Genomic DNA, 26486 nt, shown 5'->3' with positions numbered 1-26486 from the left:
CATAACGGAGAATTAAAAAATGGTCTCAGTATTAGAATATATGAAGTTTTCATTAAACGTTTACGCTGCTTCAGACGTGAATCTGATAGGCGTCCCTTTGGGATGGGATCGTTTCAGTTGGCAACCAGACAAGGCCTCCGGGTTTTCCGCAGGGGCTTTCTATAACAGCCAAACCAATGAGATGGTGATTTCATATACTGGCACCAACGATAAGCTGGACATGTTGAACTGGGCTATTGGCATTGCGGTACCCAGTACTCAACTCTTTGATGCCATCGATTATTATTTTACTCAAAAAGCTGTTCATCCTAACGCCACTATTACTTTTACTGGGCATTCCTTAGGCGGCGGTCTGGCATCACTCATGTCGGTCTATTTCAACAAACAAGCTACCGTATTTGACGAAGCGCCATTCCAAATGGCAGCACAAGATAACGCAATCACCAATCTTGTTAATAACTACATGCAGAGCAAAGGCTATACCGATAGCAACTTCTCAAACTACGTACTTCAATCCCAAACCATTCAATCAACACAGACTTTGATTGCGAGCAGAGAACAGAACATCACCCACTATTACCTCCAAGGGGAAATTCTTAACTATCCAAGGTTCCCTGGCGATACATTAGTCGGGCCAGAATATGTGATTCCTACCGGAAACACCAACGCTGCGCCAGTTGAACTTCATTCCATGGGATTGATGACAGCCATACAGTATTCCTCTGCGTTTCATAATGCCGTAAATAAGCTGCCCGATTTGGTGTCGCTACTAGCAGATGATAAAAACTTATACGCCGCTAAGCCCGAAACCAGTAAGCCTGATTTATTGCGCCGATTATTGAGTCACGAATTTGGTGTTGCAGGTAGCGTCACCGCAGACAACATGCTTACACGTTTTGCCTCAGACATGACCAAACTCGCCAAAGACGGCGGCCTGACCATGAAAGATCCCAATGGCCCTTGGGCAAGCGGAGAGGCTAATGTCAGCAAGATGTTGATGGCTTTTGCCATGCAGATGTACTACGAAAACCCCAACGCCACTAATTCAACGAAAGAGCTTTTCTCCGAATTGACTGGTGGTATCAAGTTTGACATAGCTGATGTAGCCAGCAGTCTCAGTGATGCCAAAGGCTATAACCTTTATTTCAAACAATATTTAAATCATCAGTCGCAGGCATTTGGCGCACAAGCAAATAAGTTAATTAATACTAACTTGCCTAACATGCAGGATTGGTATGTGCAGGCCGGTACTGGCGGAATGGTCGCTAGTGGTAACCAGAGTCGTGCCTCATTCATGCTGGGCGGAGATGCGGGAGACAACCTCACTGGCGGAGACAAGGCCGATTTATTGATCGGTAATGCCGGCAATGACACCCTGAATGGCGGTAGTGGTAACGATACCCTCTTTGGTGGAGAAGGCGATGACCAGTTACAAGGCGGTGCAGGTGAAGACCTCTACCAGTTCTCATACAGGCAAGGTAATGACACTATTCTGGATTCAGACACTAAAGGTCAGGTAAAGATACAGGATATTGTGCTCAAGGGAGGTAAGAATCAAAGTCACGGTGCTCTTACTTGGTACAACGACCCTAACACTAAAGCCTTCACCTATAGCGCCAATAGTGACCCGAATGCAGGCCCAGTAACCCTCACCATTACCAATCTGGTCGGCGGCACCATCACCGTCAACAACTTCAAGAACGGTGACCTCGGCATTACGCTCAAAGACACTGACCCGCTTGATAAGCCTAAAAACTCTCTTCCAAAAGCACTCGAAAATGGTCAAGTAACCTACGCTCAGGCCGAGCGCACTACCAGCCCCCTCATCCTTGATCTCGATGGCGACGGTGTAGAAACCACCACCCTCGACAATGGCGTCTACTTTGACCACGACGGCAACAGCTTTGCCCAGAAGACTGCCTGGGCCAGTGCCGATGACGGCATGCTCGTCCGCGATATCGATGGCAACGGCATCATCGACAACGGCAGTGAACTCTTCGGCAACAACACCGCACTCAGCACAGGCACCAATGCCGCCAACGGCTTTGCCGCACTCGCCGACTTAGATAGCAACCAGGATGGCAAGATAGACAGCACAGACACTGCCTTCAGCACCCTCCAGATATGGCAAGACACCAACCAGGATGGCGTCAGTCAAATTAGTGAACTCAAGACACTCACCCAGGCCAATGTCCAAAGCATCAACCTAGGCTACACCAGCACCGCCTATACCATTAGCAACCCTGGCATCGGCCAGAGCAATATCGGCTACCAGCTAGACGCCAATGGCAATGAACAACGAGAGCTGGGTACCTACACCACCACTACCAACCAGACCCGCAGCATCAACGACATCTGGTTCAAACAAAACACCATGAATACCGTCAGCACCACCTCCGTTGCTGTCAGTGCCGAGATCGCCGCCATGCCTGACCTAGATGGCTGGGGCAACCTCACCAGCCTGCAACAAGCCATGGCACGAGATACCACAGGCCAACTCAAAACCCTCGTCACCCAATACGGCATCCAGACCGACCCCGCAGCACGTGATGCCACCCTGAACAGCATTCTCTACTACTGGGCAGGTGTGCAGGATGTAGACCCTGCCAGCCGAAGTGCCTCCATGATCTACGGCAATGCCATTGGCGATGCCCGTAAGCTGGAGTTTCTGGAAACCCTGTATGGAGAAAGCTATCTTGGTACATGGTGCTGGGGCGTGCGTGACCCTAATCCGCATGGGCCTGCTGCTGCCATTTTGCTTAAGAACTATGAGCAGGTAAAAGCCTACTTTGGTGCTGAACTCACTTTACGCGGCCAACTGGGTGATCTACTCAACAAGGTACAGTTCACTAATGACAGTAGTGGCAACCCCGTCAATTTCAACGTTGACACACTTATTACCACACTCGAATCAGCCTACGCCACCGATTCAGCAGGCGCACTGAGCCGTCTCAATGCGCTGATAAGTAACCTGCGCATACTAGGGGTGGATGGCGGTACTGGCATTCTCAACGAACTTGCTAGTAAAGCTAACCCGATTGGTACGCCGATTAGACAGGCACTGGTGGCGAGTTTGAGTACCACTATTAACGACATTAATAGCTCTAGCAAACTCAATGGGATTTTTGGGAGTAGTAATTACATTAACGGCTATGGCGGTAATGACACCATTCAAGGAGCTGACCAAGCGGATATTCTGTTGGGTGGAGATGGGAACGACAGCATTATCGGAGCCGATGGTGATGACATATTGAATGGCGGTACAGGTAACGACTTTTTAAGCGGTGGCAATGGCGCAGACACCTACCAGTTTGGGGTAGGTTTTGGGCAGGACACGATTGTTAATTTCGATAATGACACCTTTGGCAGTCATGTTGATAGCATTGTATTCGATAGCAGTATTACCCCTGCGAATATCAGTGTCAGGCGCGATAATAGTGAGTTGATTATTACTGTCAATGGTACTTCTGACAGTATTACTGTATCTGGCTATTTCACTGATGATGGTACATCGCCTTATGCCGTTGAATCGATCAAGTTTTCGGATGGAACTACATGGACAGCCGCCACAGTGAATGCCATGGTGATGGTTGTCACCACAGGCGATGACAAGATATTTGGCTATGTTGGTAATGACAATCTCAATGGTCTGGCTGGGAATGACGTCATTACCAGTTACGCAGGCAATGACACCTTGGATGGAGGTGCTGGTAACGATACGTTATATGGTGGTGATGGCGGTGACACCTACATCTTTAATCGAGGCAGTGGAATTGACGTTATTCAGAACTATGAACTCAATCCATCAGGGACTGCCCTTGATATTCTGAAATTTGGCACTGATATTTTGCCGACAGATATTGCCTTGAGTAGAACAGGTGATGACCTGATTGTAAAAATTAAAAATACAACTGACCAGGTAACTATCCAGAAATATTTTTACAAGGATGGTCTCGCAACTGAAGGTTACGCATTAGACCAGATACAGTTTGCTAATGGCACCATATGGGACATTCCCACTATCAAAACCAAGCTCATTACACCCACTGCGGGCGATGACACTATTATTGGCTATGCCACCGATGACACTATCTATGGTGACGATGGCACTGACTCCATGTATGGCATGGCAGGTAACGACACCATGATAGGCGGTGCGGGAACTGACCGCATGGACGGCGGCGATGGTGATGACACTTATCAAATCAATCTGGGTGATAGTCCGAGATATTTAGGCCAAGCATATGAAGGAATCATTGATACTAATACAGGCAATAATAAAATTGTATTTGGTGCCGGCATTACCTTGGATTCCATCCACCTATCTCTCTACTCATATAATGGCTCGAAAGATATTATTCTTTCTTACAGTCCTACAGACTCTATTTTTATAGAAAACGGAGTCAGCTCAACCATTAAAACCTATGCATTCGCAGACGGCACAAGTATCAGCCAACAAGCGCTCATGGCTGCCAAATTAGGCGCTTCCACCATATATGCCCAGGATACTGCTGATGTCATCTACGGTGGTCAATACAACGATGTCATTTGGGGCGGCGGAGGCAATGATTTCCTGTCAGGTCAGTCTGATGTAGATGTCCTTATTGGAGGTAGGGGAGATGACACCTTAGAGGGTGGTTCAGGAGATGACCAACTTGTAGGTGATGATTATTCAGATTATGCGTCGTATGTGCCTGTCGGCAACGAAACTTATATTTATAAACGGGGTGATGGTTTTGACTACATAAATGACTTAAAAGGAAATAATAGAATTCTCTTTGGCAGTGGAATTTTAACCACAGATGTTACTTTGTTCAGAATGGGCGATGATCTTTATGTCGTGGTTGATGCCAGTAATAATCAGATGCGTTGGGCCAATTATTTCAACGCCACGACAGCGAATAGCCACAATGATCGTATAGAGTTCGCCGATGGAACTGTATGGAATAAGTCCTATATATCTACGAATACCGTTTATGGAAGTGCGGATTCATTCGTCGGTACATCAGGTGACGATACTTTCATAGTTGATAATATTAATGATGTAATTACTGAAGCTGCTAATCAAGGCATTGATAATGTTCACACATCAGTTTCTTACACCTTACCTAGCAATATTGAAAATATCACTGCTACAGGTTACTTAAATATAACACTTACAGGCAATGCCCTTAGTAACAATATCGTCGGTAATGCCAGCAATAACACACTAAATGGAGGCGTTGGGGATACCTTAAATGGTGGTGCTGGCAATGACGTGTTGAATGGCGGCAGTCTCATTCATGGAGGTGTTGGTAACGATACAATTTACGCATCGGCAAATGCCATTGCTTATGGGGATGATGGGGATGACTATTTGGATGGAGGTCCAGGAAGTACTCTGATGGGTGGTCTTGGAAACGATACCTATGTTCAAGATTCTAATTCGCAAAGCATTGTCGTTGAGCAGGCTAATGAAGGTATAGATACTATCGTAACTAATAAGCAATACTATACTTTACAGGATGGCATAGAAAATCTGACATTAAGCGGCAGTTACATGACTCTTGCTTCAGCTACTGGCAATGCTTTAGATAATGTAATTCTTGGTTGGAGCGATGATCTAGTTAGCAGTTCCCGCTTTATTAACGGTGGGCTTGGTGCAGATACAATGATCAGCCGTAGTTCTGGCGGCATGATCTTTTATGTAGACAATATTGGTGATAAAACTATATCGGGAGGTGGCGTTGATAAGGTGATGAGTTCGATCAACTGGACACTCACCGCTGACATCGATAATCTTGAGTTGTTATCTGACACCTATTCAGTCAATCATAATTCGATCAGTGACCCCCTCAATGGGACGGGCAACGAGTTAGACAATTTCATCAAAGGTAATAAAGCCTCCAATATAATTTACGGCCTTGCAGGTAACGATTTACTGATGGGTAACTCAGGAACTGACACCTTATATGGTGGAGATGGTAATGACACCCTCTACGGAGGGTCAAATATTGATACTGAGTATGACGGATACCTGGATTTGTTGGTTGGGGGGAAGGGCGATGATGTTTACTATTTGCATGATGGTTTAAACCAGAACACTTCTGGTACGTATGTTATAGACAACGTAGTTGAGCTAGACAATGAAGGTATAGATACTGTCCACGTTAGCCGCAGTTATGTAATGGGCAATAACATTGAAAACGCTGTTATTGATACCCAATATTATTACCCTCCATTTTCAGTGACAAAATTCTATATGAATGATGTTACCGTTACTGGCAACGCACTAAACAATGTAATCACTGGCGATGTTAGTAATGACACTTTAGACGGTGGCGCTGGTGCAGACACAATGAATGGCGGCCTAGGTAATGATACTTTTTATGTTGACCAAGTCGGAGATGTCGTTACTGATACTGGTGGTATTGATACGGTATACAGCAAAGTTTCTTATACGCTTTCCAGCGATCTGGAAAATCTAATACTAAACGGAACTTCTGCTGACTACGGCACAGGGAATAGCGCCAACAATATACTTGATGGATCACAAAACGGTGCCGCTAACGTATTGACCGGCGGTGCAGGAGATGACACTTATATCTTAGGTGCCGGAGATACGGTTGTCGAGTCTGCAAACCAGGGTACCGATACTGTGATTACTTCTGCAACCTATGTACTTAGTGCGAATCTGGAAAATCTGACGCTTACAGGAACTGCGACAATTAACGGTACTGGAAACGCAAATAACAATTATCTAGATGGGTCTGGCAATTCAGCCTCCAATGTATTAACGGGAATGGCTGGTGATGATACCTATGCGATTGATACAAATGATGTGGTTGTAGAGAATGCAAATGAAGGAACAGATACCGTCATTATTACAACCGGTAGCTATACCCTAGGCGCAAATATTGAGAATTTAACTTTCATGGGGTTAACGTCAGGTAACTATAACGAAAGCTACAACGCTACAGGAAATAACCTAAATAACGTAATCACTGGGAATTATGGCAATAATATTCTTGATGGTGCAGCTGGTGCAGACACCATGATTGGAGGATATGGCAGTGATACGTATGTTGTAGACAATATTGGGGATGTTGTTGTTGAAGTTATAGGTCCTTACGATTTTAGCAGTGCCGATCAGGGGATAGATACTGTCCGTAGCTCAGTTACATACACCCTTGGTAATAACATTGAGAATCTAGTACTTACTGGCACTGCTGCCATTAATGGTACTGGTAACGTTCTAAACAATCTCCTAGACGGTTCACAGAACACAGCAGCTAATGCCTTGGCTGGCGGACTAGGTGATGATACCTATATTGTTGGTGCAGGGGACACGGTGACAGAGAGTGCCTCGGAAGGCACCGATATAGTCCAATCCAGTGTGAGCTTTACTCTCGGTGCCAACATAGAGAATCTGACATTAATCGGATCTGCATCTATTAACGGCACGGGTAATGCACTTGCAAACCAGTTAACTGGAAACGGTGGAAACAATACTCTTGATGGTGGGGCTGGTATAGACACCATGACTGGCGGCACGGGTAATGACACCTATGTTATCGATACCCTATCTGATGTGATCATTGAGAACTTCAATGAGGGTACAGACACTGTTAAATCAGGGATTACCTACACACTAGGTGCAAATCTTGAGAATCTTACACTTACCGGAACAGCTGCCATCAACGGTACTGGCAATGAGTTAGCCAACAGTATCACAGGGAATAGCGGCAATAATATTCTTGATGGCGGACTGGGTGCAGATACCTTAACTGGTGGCGCTGGTAACGACACTTATTACGTCGACAATGCTGGGGACACTATTGTTGAGGCAGCGAGCGCAGGCACAGATACTGTTCAATCAAGCGTCAACTATGCCTTATCTGCTAGCGTAGAAAATCTGACACTGACTGGAACCTCTGCGCTAAATGGCACAGGTAATACATTAGCCAATACCATTAACGGTAATAGTGGTAACAATATTCTAGATGGAGGTGCTGGTGCCGATGTCTTAGTAGGTGGTGCAGGTGATGATACTTATATCGTGGACAATACCGCTGATGTCGTCACTGAAGCTGCATCTGCTGGAACAGACACTGTTCAATCAAGCGTAACGTATACGTTGATCAGCAACATTGAAAATCTTATTCTGACGGGTACGTCGGCGATAAATGCTACAGGTAATACACTAGGCAACAAACTTACTGGGAATAGCGGCAATAATATTCTTCAGGGTTCTACTGGTAACGATACCTTAAATGGTGGTGATGGTAATGACATCTATGTCTTTACTCAGGGTGATGGAATAGATGTTATCAATAATCTTGATACTTCAGCAGGACGCTCTGACACCGTTCGCTTCACCAACGTTGCCTCAAATCAGCTCAGAAGTGTGCGTACCGTAGGGAGTGACCTGGTACTTGATTATGGAACGACCGATTCTGTAATTTTACAGAATTACATGGTGAGTGCCGATTATCGAGTTAATTTGATCCAGTTTAGTGACGTGACACTTACTGTGGACCAAGTCCTGAATGCCAATGCAACAGTTCTAACTTCTGGCGATGACAATCAGAGTTTCGGAGAGAATGCAGATTTTGTCCTGGCAGGTGCAGGGAATGACACATTACTTGGCAATGGTGGTGATGATAAATTATATGGAGAAACTGGGTTCGACAGCCTAAGTGGCGGCGCCGGTAACGACACCTTGGATGGTGGTGCCGATAACGATACATTGGATGGTGGTATTGGTAATGATAGTTTGGCTGGAGCAGCGAATGACGATTATCTTACGGGTGGGCAAGGTTCAGATACTCTAAAGGGTGGAATAGGTAACGATAGCCTAATCGGTGGCGATGATAGTGATACCTACATTTTCTCCCAGGGTGATGGCATTGACACTATCTATAATTATGATGTGTCTGCTGGCCATGCTGACAAAGTGCAGTTTCTTGATGTGGCATCAACTCAACTTAGGGCAATTAGATATAGCGGTAATGACCTGATTCTTGATTACGGAGTCAGTGATTCAATCGTATTACAAAATCATTTCCTGTCTACAGATTTCCGAATTAGCCAGATACAATTTACTGATACAACATTAACAGTTGATCAATTACTAACCCTTAATGCCATTAGCCTGACAGATGGAGACGACTCAACAGGCTTCACTGACAATGGAGAAAATGTATTAGCGGGGCTAGGGAATGATACTGTCTTTGGTTATGGCGGGGACGATAGACTATACGGCCAAGCTGGGGATGATGTTCTCTACGGTGGAACTGGCAATGACTACTTAAATGGAGATACTGGTAACGATATCCTGCTGGGTGAGGACGATAATGATCTGCTAGATGGGGGCGACGGAAACGATTCTCTTTATGGAGGGGCTGGTAATGATCAATTAAATGCAGGGATTGGCGATGATAGTTTGTCTGGAGATGACGGCAATGATGTCCTGTATGGCGGAACTGGAAATGACTATCTGGACGGAGGCGCAGGTAATGATATTCTTATCGGTGGTATTGGTTCAGACACAATAAATGGTGGCGATGGCAGTGATATTTTTGTGTTTTCGAAGGGGGATGGAATAGATGCCCTTGCTCAGCACGATACAACAATTGGTCGAGTAGACACAGTCAAGTTTACAGATGTTGCTTCCACAGAACTCAGAGCTTTGCGTTACTCTGGATATGATTTGGTCATCGAGTATGGAACCAGCGATTCCCTGACCTTGCTAAATTATTATAATCCATACTCTGTACAGGATTATAGAGTTGATCAGTTTCAATTCTCTGATACAACACTCACTGTAGCGCAACTTTTAGCAATTTATCCACTGCATCTTAGTTCCGGGAATGATGCCATTGGTCTTGATGATACTTCAAACACTGCTTACGCCGATGCAGGGGACGATTACGTATATGGTAATGGCGGTGATGACAAATTGTTTGGCGAAGAAGGAAGTGATTACTTAGATGGAGGCGATGGCAGTGATAGTTTGGTTGGCGGCGCTGGCGATGACTCCTTGTTTGGTCAAGCAGGAAACGATACGTTAATAGGCTCTACGGGCTCAGACTATATGAGCGGAGGTGATGGTAGTGATACTTTCATAGTTTCACAGGGCGACGGTATTGATAATATTTATCAATACGACACAACAATCGGTCATGTCGACACTCTCCAGTTTAGTGATGTTGCTTCAAATGGGTTAACTAGCATTCAGAAACTGGATAATAATCTGGTTATGAATTATGGAGCAAGTGACTCAGTTACCTTGATGAATTATTTCATAGGGTCTGATTATCGAATTACCCAGATCCAATTTACAGACATATTAATTCCAGTTGAGCAGCTATTTGCACTTTACAGTTTGACTCTGACCTCTGGTAATGATTCTGTCATCCTGGGTGATACGTCAGATACCGTACATGGGGGAGATGGAAATGACGGGATAAACGGTACTGTAGGTAATGATCAGTTATATGGTGATGCTGGTGCTGACTCTTTAGCTGGTGGCTCAGGGAGTGATCTACTCGATGGTGGAAATGGAGACGATTGGATCGATGGAGGCTCGGGTACTGACACAATGCTTGGAGGCGCTGGTAATGATGCATATTATGTAGATGATGCGCTTGACGTTGTTGAAGAAAATCTAAACGAAGGTACTGATTCTGTTAACAGCAGCGTTTCATACGCATTATCAGAAAACGTTGAAAACCTTTATCTATCTGGCATCTCGGATATCAATGGCACAGGTAATTCTCTCAATAACACTATCTTTGGTACAAATGGCAACAACATACTTGATGGTGGCCTTGGTAATGACAGTCTTTATGGTGGAACTGGTAACGATACCTATATCGTGGACAGCACTGGCGATTTTGTCAGTGAGAGTGCTTCCGGAGGGACCGATACCGTTCAATCAAGCGTTACATATACCTTAACTTCATATGTCGAGAACCTATTGCTGACAGGAAATGCGGCGATTAACGGTACTGGTAACACATTGAACAATGTACTGACAGGTAATGGCGCCGCTAACACCCTGAATGGCGGCACTGGTTCAGATACCATGGCAGGTGGGCTTGGCGATGATACTTATGTCGTTGATGTCGCTGGCGATGTCGTCACCGAGAATGCAGATGAGGGAACAGATACCGTTCAATCCAGCATCACGTATACGCTTGGCGCCAATCTTGAGAACTTGCTGTTAACTGGTACCACAGCCATCAATGGCACAGGTAATGCACTGGCCAACACTCTAACTGGTAACAGCGGTAATAACATCCTGGACGGTGGTCTTGGTGTCGATGCCCTGAATGGGGGTGCTGGCAATGACACTTATGTCGTCGATGATATCGGTGATGTCGTGACAGAAGCGGCGAGTGCCGGTACCGATTTGGTCCAGGCTAGCGTGACCTATACGCTTTCTGCCAATGTGGAAAACCTCACGCTCACAGGCACATCAGCGATCAACGGAACGGGTAATACGGCAGTAAATACCATCACTGGCAATGCTGCCGACAATATTCTGGATGGCGGCGCAGGCGCTGACTCATTAGTCGGTGGTGCAGGTAATGACACCTACATCGTCGACAATACAGGTGATGCCGTGACCGAAGCAGCGAACGCTGGCACAGATACAGTCCAATCCAGCGTGAGCTATACCCTCGCCACCAATGTCGAGAACCTTACCTTGACTGGCACTGCCGCAATTAACGGTACAGGGAATACAGCCGCTAACGTCATTACTGGTAATGCTGGTAATAACTCATTAGACGGTGGTACAGGTGCCGATACCCTGATTGGTGGCACTGGTAACGATACTTATACGGTCGATAACGCAGGGGACATCGTCACTGAGTATGCTGCTGAAGGCACTGACCTTGTCCAATCAAGCATCACTTACACCCTCACTGCCAATGTAGAAAAACTCACCCTCACAGGCACTGGTAACATCAACGGTACAGGTAACGCCGATGCCAATACACTCACTGGGAATACTGGGAATAACATCCTGGATGGTGGCCTCGGTGCAGATACCCTGATTGGTGGTACTGGCAACGATACGTACCTCGTGGATAACGTAGCTGATGTTGTCACGGAAACCTCAACAGTGACTACCGAAATTGACTTGGTCAAAGCCAGCGTCACCTATACCTTGGGTGCTAATCTGGAGAACCTCACCCTGACAGGCACGGATGCCATTAACGGTACTGGCAATACACTCGCCAATACGATTACCGGCAATACTAGCAACAATGTTCTGAACGGCGGTACAGGCGCAGACACCCTGATAGGTGGTGCAGGTGATGATACCTACATGGTAGATAATACTGGCGATGTCGTCACTGAAGGTTCAAGTGCAGGCAACGATACTGTACAAAGCTCAATCACCTACACACTAGGCAGCAATGTTGAGAACCTTATCCTCACTGGCACCACAGCCCTTAATGGCACTGGCAACACGCTGGCTAATACGATCACTGGCAACAGTGGCGCCAACATCCTGGATGGCGGCACTGGCGCCGACACCTTGATTGGTGGTGGTGGCAACGATACCTATATCGTGGATAACGTAGGTGATGTCATTACAGAATTGACTGGTGGTGGTACCGATCTTGTTCAGTCCAGCGTGAGCTATACACTCTCAGCCAACGTTGAACAACTCACCCTGACGGGAACAGGCAATATCAATGGTACAGGCAGTGTTGATGCCAATACCATTACAGGTAATGCTGGCAATAACATCTTGGATGGTGGCGCAGGCAATGACAACCTGATTGGTGGTGCTGGCAACGATACGTACATCGTAGATAGCGTCAGTGACCTCATTACCGAGAATGCATCAGAAGGTACAGATCTTGTACAGGCAAGCGTGACCTATACCCTGGCTGCAAACCTAGAGAATCTGACACTCACAGGGACCAATGCCATTAACGGCACAGGTAACACACTGGCCAACACCCTCATCGGTAATGCAGCCAATAACACCTTGAACGGTGGTACAGGTGCAGACACTCTCAAAGGCGGATTGGGAGATGATATCTATGTTGTAGATGATGCCGGTGATGTTGTGACTGAGAATGCTGCTGAAGGTACTGACACAGTTCAGTCCAGTATCACGTACACCTTGACCACCAATGTGGAGAACCTGACCTTAACAGGAACAACCGCAATCAATGGCACAGGTAACACTCTGGCTAACGTGTTGACCGGTAATAGCGCAGATAACGTTCTGAGTGGTGGTACAGGCGCAGACACGATGATTGGCGGAGCGGGCAACGATACCTATGTCGTCGATGACATAGGTGATGTCGTCACAGAAGCAGCAAATGCAGGTACCGATCTAGTTCAATCTAGTGTTACTTACACATTGGCAGCGAATATTGAGAATCTAACGCTCACAGGTACGGCAGCCATCAACGCGGCTGGTAATACCCTGGCTAATACTTTGATAGGTAACACAGGCGCCAACATTCTGGATGGTGGCACTGGCGCAGATACGCTGACAGGTGGTGCAGGTAATGACACTTATGTCGTCGATAATGTAGGCGATCTTGTCACTGAGAATGCCGCTGAAGGTACTGACACGGTGCAATCTAGCATCACTTATATCCTGGGCCCTAACCTAGAAAACCTGATGCTAACGGGTACCGCGAATATCAACGGCACTGGCAATGCGCTTAATAACACCATCACTGGCAATGCAGGTAACAACATCCTGGATGGCGGTACAGGGAACGACAACCTGATTGGCGGTGCTGGCAACGATACTTATGTGGTGGACAGTGCTACCGATCTGATCACAGAAAATGCGGCTGAAGGTACAGACCTTGTACAGGCCAGCGTGAGCTACACCATTGCTGCCAACGTTGAGAACATCACGCTCACAGGTACCGCTGCAATCAATGCAACAGGCAACACCCTTGCAAATCAACTCACGGGCAATACAGCAGATAACATCCTTGATGGCGGAACTGGTGCTGATACCATGATTGGTGGTACAGGCAACGACACCTATATCGTGGATGATATTGGCGATGTGGTGACAGAAGCAGCCAGCTCTGGAACTGACACAGTCAAGAGCGCTATCACATACACCTTAGGCAGTAATGTAGAGAATCTCACATTGACTGGTACAACAGCAATTAATGGCACTGGTAATACCCTAGATAACGTATTAACTGGCAACAGTGCCATCAACACACTCACTGGCGGCGCAGGTAACGATACGCTGGATGGCGGTGCAGGTGCAGACTCTCTGCTAGGTGGCTCAGGCAATGATACATACGTCATCGACAACATAGGTGATGTCATCACTGAGAATGCATCAGAAGGTACTGACAGCGTGCTATCCAGTGTGACCTACACGCTAGGTACCAACCTGGAAAACATCACCCTGACAGGTACTGGCAATATCAACGGTATCGGTAATACATTAGCCAATATCTTGACTGGTAATACGGGCAATAACCAACTCACAGGTGATGCAGGTAACGACACCCTGATTGGCGGTCTAGGTGCTGATACCCTGACTGGCGGCACAGGCAATGACACCTATCAGTTCACCCGAGGAGATGGGATCGATACTGTCGTTGAAAACGATGCCACCGTTGGTAATACAGACGTGCTCAAATTCACATCAGGTACCAGTTACGATCAACTCTGGTTTGTCCACACAGGTAATAACCTGGAGATCAGCATCATCGGTACTGCGGATAAGACTGTGATCAAAGACTGGTATACAGCGACCGCCAACCACGTAGAACAAATCACGACCGTGGATGGCAGCCATACATTGCTGGATACGCAGGTGCAGAACCTGGTTAACGCCATGGCGAGCCTAACACCGCCTGCGGCTGGACAGACCACATTACCAGCAGCGTACCAAACGCAACTGGCTCCTGTGCTTGCAGCGAATTGGGCTTAGTAAGCAATAAAAAGTAACAAGCAGCAACTCACTACTAATAAAGGGGAAATGGCAGGCCGATATCATCTCACACATGATGTCGGCCTCGCTTTGTATCGATGTCAGAACAAGAACAATCACAACCAAGACTAGAAGGTCCTGCAGCTTCATCGTCTGAACCGCAATCACGTGTAGCTATTGATACAGGTCTCTCATGCCTGCTATTGCTCGCACGTTATCATGGTGTGGCAGTTGAAGGAGATCATCTTCGTCATGAATTCGGATCTGAGGCAAAACCATTTGGCATTACAGAAATCCTGCTGGCTGCAAAGAAATATAAACTGACCGCCAAGCAAGTCAGAATCAGTCCAGAACGCTTAGAGCGCAATCCCATGCCTGCGATTGCTATCGATCAGCATGGAGAGTTTTTTGTGATTGCAAGGTTGCAAGATGAACAAATACTGATCCATGACCCAGTTGAAGAGCGGCCACAGTTAATCTCGCTTGATGCATTACAGGCCAGATGGTCTGGCGAACTTATTCTTATCACTTCGCGCGCATCTCTTGCTGCACAACTTTCGCATTTTGACTTCACATGGTTTATTCCGGCAGTCATCAAATATCGTCATTTATTGCGTGATGTACTGATAGCCTCGTTTGCCTTGCAGCTATTTGCATTGGTGACACCATTATTCTTTCAGGTGGTGATGGATAAGGTGTTGGTACACCACGGCCTAAGTACGCTGGATGTGATCTGTTTTGGCTTGCTGATTGTATCGATATTTGAGATTGGGCTCTCAGCATTACGGAGTTATGTTTTCTCCCACACGGCCAGCCGTATCGACGTGGAATTAGGTGCCAAGCTATTCCGGCATCTACTAGCTCTACCTGTTGCATGGTTCGGAGCGCGTCGAGTGGGTGATGCAGTTGCCCGTGTACGAGAGTTAGAAAACATCCGCTCATTCCTAACGGGCAATGTCATTACTGTCATTCTGGATGTGCTGTTCTCAGTGGTATTCATTGCCGTGATGTTGTTTTACAGTGGTTGGTTAACTTTGGTCGTGGTCCTTTCCCTACCTTGTTACTTCATTCTTTCACTTGTAGCTACGCCGTTGTTACGAGCGCGATTGCATGAGAAATTCAATCGCGGCGCTGAGAATCAGGCTTTCTTGGTTGAGACTGTGACAGCGATGGATACAGTGAAAGCCATGGCTGTTGAACCCCAATTTACACGTCATTGGGATAATCAGTTAGCTGGCTATGTCTCAGCAGCTTTCAAGTCGAATGTAGTAGGCAGCCTAGCGCACGAAGGGGTGAACCTGATTGGTAAAATAGTTACAGTAGTGACCTTATGGATGGGTGCTCGCCTGGTAATACAAGGTGATTTAAGCGTAGGTCAGTTGATTGCATTTAATATGCTCGCCGGCAGAGTGGCTCAACCTATCATGCGTCTTGCACAACTCTGGACAGACTTCCAACAGGTAGGTATTTCCATGCAGCGTCTGGGTGATATTCTCAATACCCCTATGGAAGCTGGCCAAGCGAGTCGCATGAGTTTGCCGGCGATTGTAGGCCGAGTTGAGTTTGAGCGCGTGAGTTTTCGTTACCGCCCAGACGGGGCGGAGATATTGCGGGATATTTCCCTGATAGTTGATCCAGGGCAGATCATCGGTATTGTTGGCCGCTCAGGCTCTGGTAAAAGCACGCTCACTAAACTCATGCAGCGTTTGTACTCGCCAGAGAGAGGCAGGGTAATGGTTGATGGTGTTGACCTTGCATTGGCAGACCCAGTTTGGCTGCGTCGCCAAGTAGGTGTGGTGCTTCAGGAGAATATGCTGTTCAATCGTTCTGTTCGCGACAATATTGCATTGAGCGATCCTGGTACTTCTCTCGATAGGGTAATGGCGGCAGCCAAGCTTGCTGGCGCACATGATTTCATCCTGGAACTCCCTAATGGCTACGACACGCCAGTCGGGGAACATGGCGCCTCACTTTCTGGAGGTCAGCGCCAGCGCATTGCCATTGCCAGAGCCTTAATCACCAATCCACGTATCCTGATCTTCGATGAAGCGACCAGTGCCTTGGATTATGAATCTGAAAGCATCATCCAGAACAATATGCGCGAAATCTGTAAAGGTCGCACTGTGTTTATCATCGCGCATCGTCTATCTGCTGTACGACATGCCAATCGTATCGTGGTGGTTGAGCGTGGTCAGATTGTTGAATCAGGTTCTCATGATGAGTTATTACAACATCAGGCAGGTATCTATACCCGTCTTTACAAGTTACAGCAGGGCTGATTATGAATAATCGCTGGTTTGCCTTATTTAGCCGTTATGTCTCTGTGTTTAAAGCGGTATGGAAACAACGTTTTTCATTAGACAGTCCTAAGCGGATGACACATGAATCGGCATTTCTCCCTGCCGCCCTTGCGTTACAAGAAACACCAGTCTCACCGTTGCCGCGTATCCTTGCCTACCTATTGATATCGTTTGCGCTGATTGCATTAATTTGGTCTATCTTTGGTCAGATCGAGATTGTGGCTGTCGCTCAGGGCAAGATCATTGCCACTGGTCATACCAAAGTCATTCAGCCCTTAGAGACTTCAACTGTTAAGGCCATTTATGTTATTGATGGCCAGGCAGTCAAGGCTGGAGACCCATTGATTGATTTAGATGCGACTCAATCGGCAGCGGATCTTTCCCGCGTTACGGAAGATTTACTGACTGCAAGACTTGAAGCAGCACGTGCCCAAGCATTTCTGGATATAGTTCAAAGGCGTAAAGCCGCCAGTCTTTCTGTTGTAGGAGCTGATGCAGAACACCTACAGCAAATACGTCTCAGGCTAGAAAGTGACCTTGCTGAGTACCATGCAAAACTCTCGAAACTGGATGCCGAAATCTTGCAACATCAATCTGAGATACAAACCACGCAGGCATTGATAGCTAAACTAGAGCAAACACTGCCGATTGCCAAACAGCAGGCGGGTGATTATCAAAGTTTGCTGGATAACAATTATGTCTCCAAGCATGGCTACCTTGAAAAAGAACAAGCCATGCTTGAACAACAAGGTGACCTGGCTGCCCAACAATCACGTCTGAAAGAAATCAATTCAGCAATTGAAACTGCTAAAAGAGAACGCACGTCGTTCGTCGCAGAATCAGCAAGAGCACATTTCGATGCACTGAGTGATGCGCAGGTCAAGATTGGTCAATTGACCCAGGAAAAACGCAAGAATGACCAACGTAACAGATTGATGCGACTGACCGCTCCCGTAGATGGCGTGGTACAACAGTTAGTCATTCATACGATTGGCGGAGTAGTCACCCCAGCGCAAGCATTGCTAGCAATAGTGCCTCGCGAAAATGCGGCAGAAATTGAAGCCAATGTTGAAAACAAAGATATTGGCTTTGTAGTTGATGGCCAGAATGCTACCGTTAAACTCGAGACCTTCCCTTATACCAAATACGGTACCGTTGCAGGCAAGGTCACCTTTGTATCCAATGATGCGGCAAACGATGAGAAAAAAGGGCTGATTTATCCAGTACGTATTCTTCTAGAGAAATCCCAGATGCGCATAGATAACAAGATGGTGAATCTGAGCCCAGGGATGGCTGCGACTGTAGAGGTTAAAATTGGGAAACGGCGTGTGATTGAGTACTTCCTGAGTCCATTGCTTCAGTATGCAAATGAGAGTTTGAGGGAGCGTTAGAAATTGCGTTACTACATCAAGACTTGTACTTTCAAGTACCAAATCCTCTCATAATTCCGACAGACTTTATTACATCCCGACAGACTTAATTCTTTCAGATCAGTTTTTAAGAAAGCTTGGTAATAATGTTGACTTCTTAAATGAGAATGATTATCATTTATATACGTTACTCATTCTTGTAAAGGAATCTCAATGAAATCAGAAAAAGCATGTGACCGCATATTACTTGCGGGGAACGAAGGTTGCCGGGTTCTCTATTGCGAATCATGCAATGTTGCTGAGCTTGAAATTGGGGCTTTAAGTTTGAGGCTCGAAGTGAATGCATTCCAATCCTTACATGAGCTTATTTGCGAGTCATTGCAGAAGATATCAATGGTGCAACAGGCAAAGGTTACGCAAGAGCAGTTGATCAGTCAGCTTAGAAAAATCTCATGATGGCGCTGACTTTTATATTAATCGGCATTGAGCGATTTTTTATAAAATGAAGAAATCATCATCAATTATCAATCTTGAACAAATTAATCAATATCTGACCAAGCCAGTCGCAGTGCCAGTTAATATCAGGCAGTTTAATAGCCAGGAGTTGTTTTCTGGCTTGAGAGAGCTAGTGATTCATCATGCAGGGGAGCAATATTATTTACGTTTAACCAGTAAGGGGAAGTTGATTCTTACTAAATAGCCTACAAACTTAATTCTTGGCAGTATTTAATTTTTATTTGGTTTTTTATATCTAGGCAGTTTATCCAGCCAGCCAACGCAACTTGATTGCTATTAGCCCGCCAGTGATTTTTATCATTCAGGGGAGTAATACAATGAAGTCATGCGTACGCAAATTGCGCGCCCAACCTATTGGGCAACGCGCTAATTCAATCCAATCATTACCGATTAACTTATTGTTAATTAATTTATTGCTTGGTCTAGGCCTCAGTGCTTATTCCATATCTAGCCCAGCAGCAGAAGCAAGCAAACCATTGGCTAATGTAGTAGCTTCACTCGATACATTGCCTGAAGTAACCACGACTGCAACGCGCAGCGAAACCGCGGTTGATGAAGTGCCAGCGACCATTACTGTGATCAACCGTGAAAAGCTGGATCGCAAGATTGCAGCCGATGAAGCAGATTATTTTCGTGATGAGCCCGATGTCAGCATGGCACGCGACATTCGTCGCTTTGGCGCTACCCGCGTCAATATTCGCGGCATTGAAGATAACCGTGTGATGCAGATGGTCGATGGCGTGCGCCTCTCTGACTATTACGATAGTGGCGGCCCAACCAATTTCACCATGAATGCGCCTTTGGGTGTTTCGCGCGATTTTCTCAAGCGTGTTGAGATATTGCGCGGCCCAGCATCTAGTTTGTATGGGTCAGATGCGATTGGTGGTGTGGTCGGCTATATCACGCTGGATCCAGCGGATGTACTGACGCCTGGAAATGATTACGGCGCGCGCTACCGCATGGGGTATAGCGGTGAGAACAAGGGTTTTAGCAATAGTGTGCTGGGTGCATGGCATAGCGACATGCTGGATGTATTGCTGGGTTATTCACACACTGACGCCAGTGAATTCCGCAATAAAGGTAGCGCTGATACGGTGAGTGTCAGCCGTACTAAGCCTAACCCACAAAGCATTGAAGACCAGGGTGCCATTGCCAAATTCGTCTTGCGGCCTGCAGAAGGACACACAGTTTCAGTCATGCTGGAAGGGCGCGAGCAGGATGCCGATGTTAACGTCAGGCGCTTATCGGCAACGCTTCCCAAAGTTACTGCAACATCGGGCGAAGATAATACGCAGCGCATACGTGCCAGCATCGATTGGGAATACAAACCGCAGTCCGCTTTTTATGACCGCTTGGCAGTGAAGTTTTATCGCCAAGAGACTGATACCAATAATAAGAATGTGCAAACGCGCACCAATACTGGCGCGACATGCTCAGGAGCTAATTCCCCCACTAATTTTGGTAATAACTGCCTACTGAACCAGAGTTTTTCCCTGAACCAGACGTCTACAGGCCTTGGTTTGATATTAGATAGCGATACCAAGATATGGGATCAGAACCATTTCTTTACCTATGGCATCGATATTTCCAGGGTTGAAACCGAAGAGTTACGTGATGCCACCAGATATAACCTGACAACTGGCACTGTGAGCAAAACTCTTGCGGGTGATACTTTCCCTGTGCGAGATTTTCCTAAAGGCATTAATGACAAGGCTGGCATATTCGTACAGGATGAAATCAGTGGTCTGGCTGGCGGCCCACTATCAATCATCCCAGGCCTGCGTTATGACTGGAATAGGCTGAAGCCAGAGGTCGATGCTCTAACACAAGTTGCCCTGTCAGCGAATAACCGTAGCGCGGTAGAGCAAACTGACTCAGCATTTTCACCCAAGCTGGCGGCAAGCTGGAAACTTAACCAGGCCATGTCGCTGTATGGCCAGGCTGTCACTGGCTTCCGAGCCCCAAATTATAACGAAGTGAACGGCTCCTTCCGAAACACTGGTCAACCTCCAGGTTATGCAATCAGTCCGAATGCTGACCTTAAAGCTGAAACCAGCGTGGGAGTGGAAGGCGGTATTAAGTGGTATGCGCAAAAAGTACGTGGTCAATTATCACTCTACGATACCCACTACAAAGACTTTATCGAGAATGTGCAATTGGTTTGCCCGGGCGATGCGCGTTGTATCTCTGGCGTTGCCACTACTTTCATTAACAGCAATATATCCAGTGTCCGTATTTATGGGGCAGAGCTGCGAAGCACCTGGGATTTCACGCCTGGATGGAGTGTTGATGGTGCGTTGGCCTGGACACGTGGTGAGAACAGATCAACCAATCAGCCTTTGAATAGCGTTGAGCCTGCACGACTGTCTCTAGGTTTGGTGCGTGAGGCCGCTGACTGGGGTGCTGAAGCCCGCGTTCGATCAGCCGCAGCGGTGACACGTACGGATGATACTGCTGGCACATGGTTCCGCCCCGCAGGTTACAGCGTGGCTAATCTGGCAGCTTGGTGGCGCCCAATCAAGGCTGGTCAGTTCAATATCGCAGTCAATAACCTGTTTGATAAAAAGTACTTTTTGTGGAGCGATATCCGTCAGGCCGATAGCCGTAATCCAGTCGGTGTCGATTTCTACTCGCAATCAGGGCGTACCGTTTCGGCCAGTTTTAGCTACCAATTTTAAAAAGGCATCACAATGAATATCAAACGACTTATCTATGGAATTGCTGCGGCTGGATTCACGGCCATGCTAATAGTCTGCTCCAGCGCCTATGCCGCTGATAGCAGTAACATATTAGAAAATCAGCCAAAGAGCCAACCTTATGTTTTTGCCTGGCAGTTTGCTGATAGTGACGCTATGAAGCCGCGTGGTGGCGATAGTAAAGGCGTGCCTGTGACGCTAGACACTAAACCGAGCGATGCATGGTTAAAACTGCAACAGCTTTGCATCGGCAGCTATGAACGTGACCGCCGTGCGATTCTGGCAATGGTGGGGGAATTCAGGGTCAGCTTTGATTTTGTTGAAGTCGCTGGATTTACCGACAACTACAAACCAGCCGTGCCTTACCGTAACTGGGCCACTGAAAAAGTCTATGTGCTGGAAGACAGCGGCAAACATATCGTGTTGCAACATGTGCTGCTCTCGCAGAGCATCGCCGCTGATGGCACAGTTGAAAAGCCAGTGCTGACCAAGCACTGGCGGCAAGATTGGCAATACGAACCCAAGCAGGTGCTGGTCTATCGTGGGCACAATGCCTGGCAATCGCGGGCAGTTCCTGAGTCTGAGCGCAAGGGCGCATGGTCGCAAACTGTTTACCAGGTAGATGATTCGCCACGCTATGGTGGCGTGGCGGTGTGGCAACATTTGAGTAATTTCTCAAGCTGGAATTCACCAGATACCTGGCGTCCATTGCCGCGCCGCGAATACACCGTGCGTGATGACTACCAACTGTTGATGGGAAATAATCGCCAGATCATTCTGCCCACAGGTTGGGTGCATGAACAGCAAAACAATAAGGTGGTGCTAGACAGCAATGCACAGCCACAAGTTTTAAATGCGGTCATCGCAAGGGAGTTTGGATTTAATCGTTATGAGCGGATTACCGGGTTTGATTTCAGCTTGGCTGATGCTTACGTTAAAAATACTGAACCGTTCTGGAGTGAGATACGTAAGCAATGGGCTGAGCTCACCAGCCAAGGCAAGCCAATCCAGCTACGCAGTGCACCAGATAAAGGCATGCTTTATTTACCCGTGGTGACCTATGCTGATGGCATGAGTGAAGGCAAACAGAGGTCTGCTAAAGAAATATCTGGCTATGCAAAAAAGGCTGTGCAAGATTATTTAGCAGAAAAGGGTGGGGCTTCTGCAAAGCCTAGCTATTAATATCCGTAGAAATGTAGTGTTTTTTGTGTATAGCTCAACACGCGTACTTTGCGTAGTTTAACTATCGACATCACACAAGATAACCATACAAACATAAGTTATCTGCGTGCAGCGAAATTACTCGAGCAGGTAAGGCTTTTTGTAAGAAAGAGTAAGCATTTGTCATAAAGTGTTTGTAATTCTTAATGATAATAGTTATCATTATCGCGATATTTTGATTAAGTGAACTCGTGATTAGCCAGCCTTCGGATGAAGGCAAGCCAAAGGAGTTATTTTTAAGGTGGCTAGTTAGGGGAATGGTAATGAAAAAATCGCAACAAAAATACAACGGAAAATTAAATCCAGTAGCAACCGCAGTTGCGCTTGTTTTTACCGGCACAGGGTCTGCATATGCTGCTCCAGAGGAGGCGACTACTTTGCCTGAAGTCAAAGTGTCAGCCCCAGAGGTTAAGAATGCACCTGAAACTGAATATAAGACTGAAAAAGCGTCTTCATCTAAATTCACTGCGCCGCTGATAGATACACCTAAATCCATTACTGTCATTCCACAAAGCGTTATTCAGGATAGTGGTTCTGTAACTCTGGAAGATGCACTGCGCACAGTGCCAGGTATCACGTTTGGCTCAGCTGAAGGTGGTGGCTCTATTGGTGACCGACCATTCATTCGTGGTTTCGACTCTCAGGCTTCAATGTATGTAGATGGTATTCGTGATGTGGGCGGCCAGAGCCGTGAAATTTTCGCTATCGAAAGTGTTGAAGTGCTCAAGGGTCCAAGTGGCGCTTTTGATGGTCGTGGTTCTGCTGGCGGCAGTATCAACTTGGTCAGCAAACTGCCTAAAGCAGAAAACTTTGTGTCAGGTAGTGTTGGTCTGGGTACCGACAAATATCGCCGTGCCACTGGTGATGTTAATTACATGCTGAGCGATGATGTAGCCGTTCGTGTCAATGTAATGGCACATTCTGCCGATACTCCAGGTCGTGATGAGGTTGATGTAAGTCGCTGGGGCTTTGCGCCATCCATTACCTTGGGTATGAATTCACCAACCAGCGCTACTTTAAGCTATTACCACCTGCAGACGGATGACATGCCTGACTATGGCATTCCCTACACGTTTGTAGGCAGAAGTAAAGCCACTCCTAGCCAGCCAGCGAATGTCGATATGGATAATTTTTATGGTTTAACTAACCGTGATTTCCGTAAGACACAGTCTGATATTGGTACAGCTACTATCAAACATGCATTTAGTGAAACCACTGTTCTAAAGAACACCACACGTTATGGTGTTTCAACAAATGATTATATTGTTACAGTGGCTGACGATAGTGCTGGCAACGTAGCTAATGGCAATGTTTATCGTTCAGCAAAATCCCGAAATTCAAAGACGGACACCCTTGCTAACGTCACTGATTTAAGTATCAAGTTTGATGCTTGGAAGGTAAAGCATAGTGCAAATATAGGCTTGGAATTAAGCCATGAAGAAACCAAAAATGATCCTTATCAGATCATCCAAAATGGTTTGGGCTTCAGCGCTACGGGGGGTAACCTACGTACTTGTAGCGCGGGTGGCGGCGTAGGAGCAGCATTACAAAGTAATTACGACTGTACAAGTCTATATACCCCCAATCCCAATGATCCTTGGAGCGGTACCATTGAAGCAAGTCGTGTGCACACAACTTCAACCGCAACGACCAGGTCAGCTTATGCTTTTGACTCTATGGAATTATCCAAGAAGTGGATACTTAACTTAGGCATACGCTATGACAGCTACTCTACTGAGTCAGATGTTCCTTCTTATCAACGTAGAGTGCCAACTGGCAATGGCCTTGGGGCTAATGCAATCGGTGCAACGGTGCCTGAGCTTTATTTGCAAAATGACAGCGCTTTCTTCAACTATCAGGCTGGTGTAGTTTATAAGTTGAAGCCTAATGCGAGTGTGTATGCTTCATTTGGCACTTCATCTACGCCATCAGGTACTACGCTTGGTACTGGTTCGGATAACCTTTCTGGAGGGGTTGCAACAAATGCCAATCTGGATCCAGAACGTTCAAAGAATTATGAAATCGGTACCAAGTGGGACGTTCTTGAAGGTCTTGCTTTAACCGCTGCGACTTTCTATACAGAAAAGACCAATGCAAGAGCGACACTTGCGGACGGCACGACGGCGCTGGTTGGGAATCAGGAATTAAAAGGCTTGGAACTCGGTTTCGCAGGACGGATTACCGATAAGTGGCAGGCGTTTGGTGGTTATACATATCTGGATGGCAAGCTTGTAGATAATGGCTCTGGTGTCTTTAACAATGCACCGAGCGCTGGTCTTACAAACAATGTGCCAAATAGCGTTAATAATGGTAACCAGTTTCCTAACACCCCTAAAAATAGTGTAAGTCTCTGGAATACCTATGCGGTGATGCCCAACTTAACAGTAGGTGGTGGTGCATATTATGTGGATAAGCAATTCGGCAATGCAGCTAACTCGGTGGTCATCCCTTCATATGTTCGAATCGATGCAATGGCAAATTATAAAATCGATAAGAATCTAAGTTTGCAACTTAATGTGCAGAACCTGACTGATGAGCGTTATTTCAATGCTGCATACACATCGCACTATGCTCAAGTAGCAGCAGGCCGTTTAGCTTTCCTGACTTTGAATTTTAAATATTAATTTCTATATTTAGTCAGCTTATAATCCCCACAGGGTAAATTCCTGTAGGGATTTTTTGCTGCTCTAGCTTAAGCAATCACAAATAATATTCATGCATAATCTTCTTTTTTATCTGGGATAAGTACATGTTGATCTCAATTCCAAATGTGCTTAGTAAAGCTCAGGTAGCGGAATGCCGCCAGTTGATGGATGTTGCAGAATGGGTAGATGGAAATGTTACTTCTGGGCACCAGTCCGCACTTGCCAAAAATAATATGCAGTTGCCAGAAAGCTCACCAGTAGCGCGCCAGATTGGTGACCTGATTCAGGATGCATTGGGTCAAAATCTCTTATTTATTTCAGCAGCTTTGCCACTCAAGGTATTTCCACCTTTATTTAATCGTTATCTGGGCGGGCAGGGTTTTGGTAAGCACGTTGATAATGCGATACGGCATCTGCGGGGCACTAACTTTCGTATTCGTAGTGACCTTTCGGCTACCTTGTTTTTGTCAGAGCCGGATGATTATGACGGTGGTGAACTAACGATTGAAGATGTTTACGGTGAACAAAAGGTTAAGCTCCCAGCAGGCCATATGGTGCTTTACCCTTCTACCAGTTTGCATCATGTCACCCCAGTAACGCGTGGCGCACGTGTTTGTTCTTTTTTTTGGTTGCAGAGCATGGTTCGTGATGATGGACAAAGAACGTTGCTGTATCAGCTTGATCGCTCAATCCAGCAGTTAGGTATTGATCGTGGGCATCAGGATGCTGAAGTGATCAGTCTGACTGGGGTTTACCACAACTTATTGCGCCGCTGGGCGGATAGTTAACCTGTTACTTGTGTAAACGAC

9 protein-coding genes are annotated in these 26486 nt (G+C 46.4%); all 9 read left to right on the top strand.

The window, feature by feature from the left end; translation table 11 throughout:
- The first annotated feature begins 19 nt into the window (after nt 1–19).
- The 9 genes from ZMTM_RS13520 (at nt 20) to ZMTM_RS09545 (ending at nt 26465) form a co-directional block, all read left to right on the top strand.
- The gene (locus ZMTM_RS13520) at nt 20–14929 is read left to right on the top strand and encodes a calcium-binding protein (RefSeq protein ID WP_318840493.1); all 14910 of its coding nucleotides are present in this window, start codon (nt 20–22) and stop codon (nt 14927–14929) included.
- 98 nt (nt 14930–15027) lie between these two features.
- Nucleotides 15028–17208 (top strand): type I secretion system permease/ATPase, encoded by a 2181-nt coding sequence (locus ZMTM_RS09580; protein WP_221763661.1) that lies wholly within the window; start codon nt 15028–15030, stop codon nt 17206–17208.
- A gap of 2 nt (nt 17209–17210) precedes the next feature.
- The gene (locus ZMTM_RS09575) at nt 17211–18620 is read left to right on the top strand and encodes an HlyD family type I secretion periplasmic adaptor subunit (RefSeq protein ID WP_221763660.1); all 1410 of its coding nucleotides are present in this window, start codon (nt 17211–17213) and stop codon (nt 18618–18620) included.
- 192 nt (nt 18621–18812) lie between these two features.
- Complete coding sequence (locus ZMTM_RS09570; protein WP_221763659.1) at nt 18813–19055, top strand: hypothetical protein; 243 nt, start codon at nt 18813–18815, stop codon at nt 19053–19055.
- A 46-nt stretch (nt 19056–19101) separates the two neighbouring features.
- Nucleotides 19102–19299 carry a hemin uptake protein HemP gene (hemP, locus tag ZMTM_RS09565; protein WP_221763658.1) on the top strand — a complete coding sequence of 66 codons (198 nt, stop codon included), beginning with the start codon at nt 19102–19104 and terminating at the stop codon, nt 19297–19299.
- Between the two features lie 133 nt (nt 19300–19432).
- Complete coding sequence (locus ZMTM_RS09560; protein WP_221763657.1) at nt 19433–21793, top strand: TonB-dependent hemoglobin/transferrin/lactoferrin family receptor; 2361 nt, start codon at nt 19433–19435, stop codon at nt 21791–21793.
- Between the two features lie 12 nt (nt 21794–21805).
- Complete coding sequence (locus ZMTM_RS09555) at nt 21806–22993, top strand: DUF6607 family protein (RefSeq protein WP_221763656.1); 1188 nt, start codon at nt 21806–21808, stop codon at nt 22991–22993.
- A 302-nt stretch (nt 22994–23295) separates the two neighbouring features.
- Nucleotides 23296–25656: a TonB-dependent receptor gene (locus ZMTM_RS09550; RefSeq protein ID WP_221763655.1), complete on the top strand. Its 2361-nt coding sequence runs from the start codon at nt 23296–23298 to the stop codon at nt 25654–25656.
- A gap of 125 nt (nt 25657–25781) precedes the next feature.
- A complete protein-coding gene (locus tag ZMTM_RS09545) occupies nt 25782–26465 on the top strand; it encodes a Fe2+-dependent dioxygenase (RefSeq protein WP_221763654.1) in 684 nt (227 codons plus the stop codon).
- The last annotated feature ends 21 nt before the right edge of the window (nt 26466–26486 follow it).

The organism is Methyloradius palustris, assembly GCF_019703875.1.
Lineage (GTDB): Bacteria > Pseudomonadota > Gammaproteobacteria > Burkholderiales > Methylophilaceae > Methyloradius > Methyloradius palustris.
This window is presented reverse-complemented; position numbering and strand designations above follow the sequence as displayed.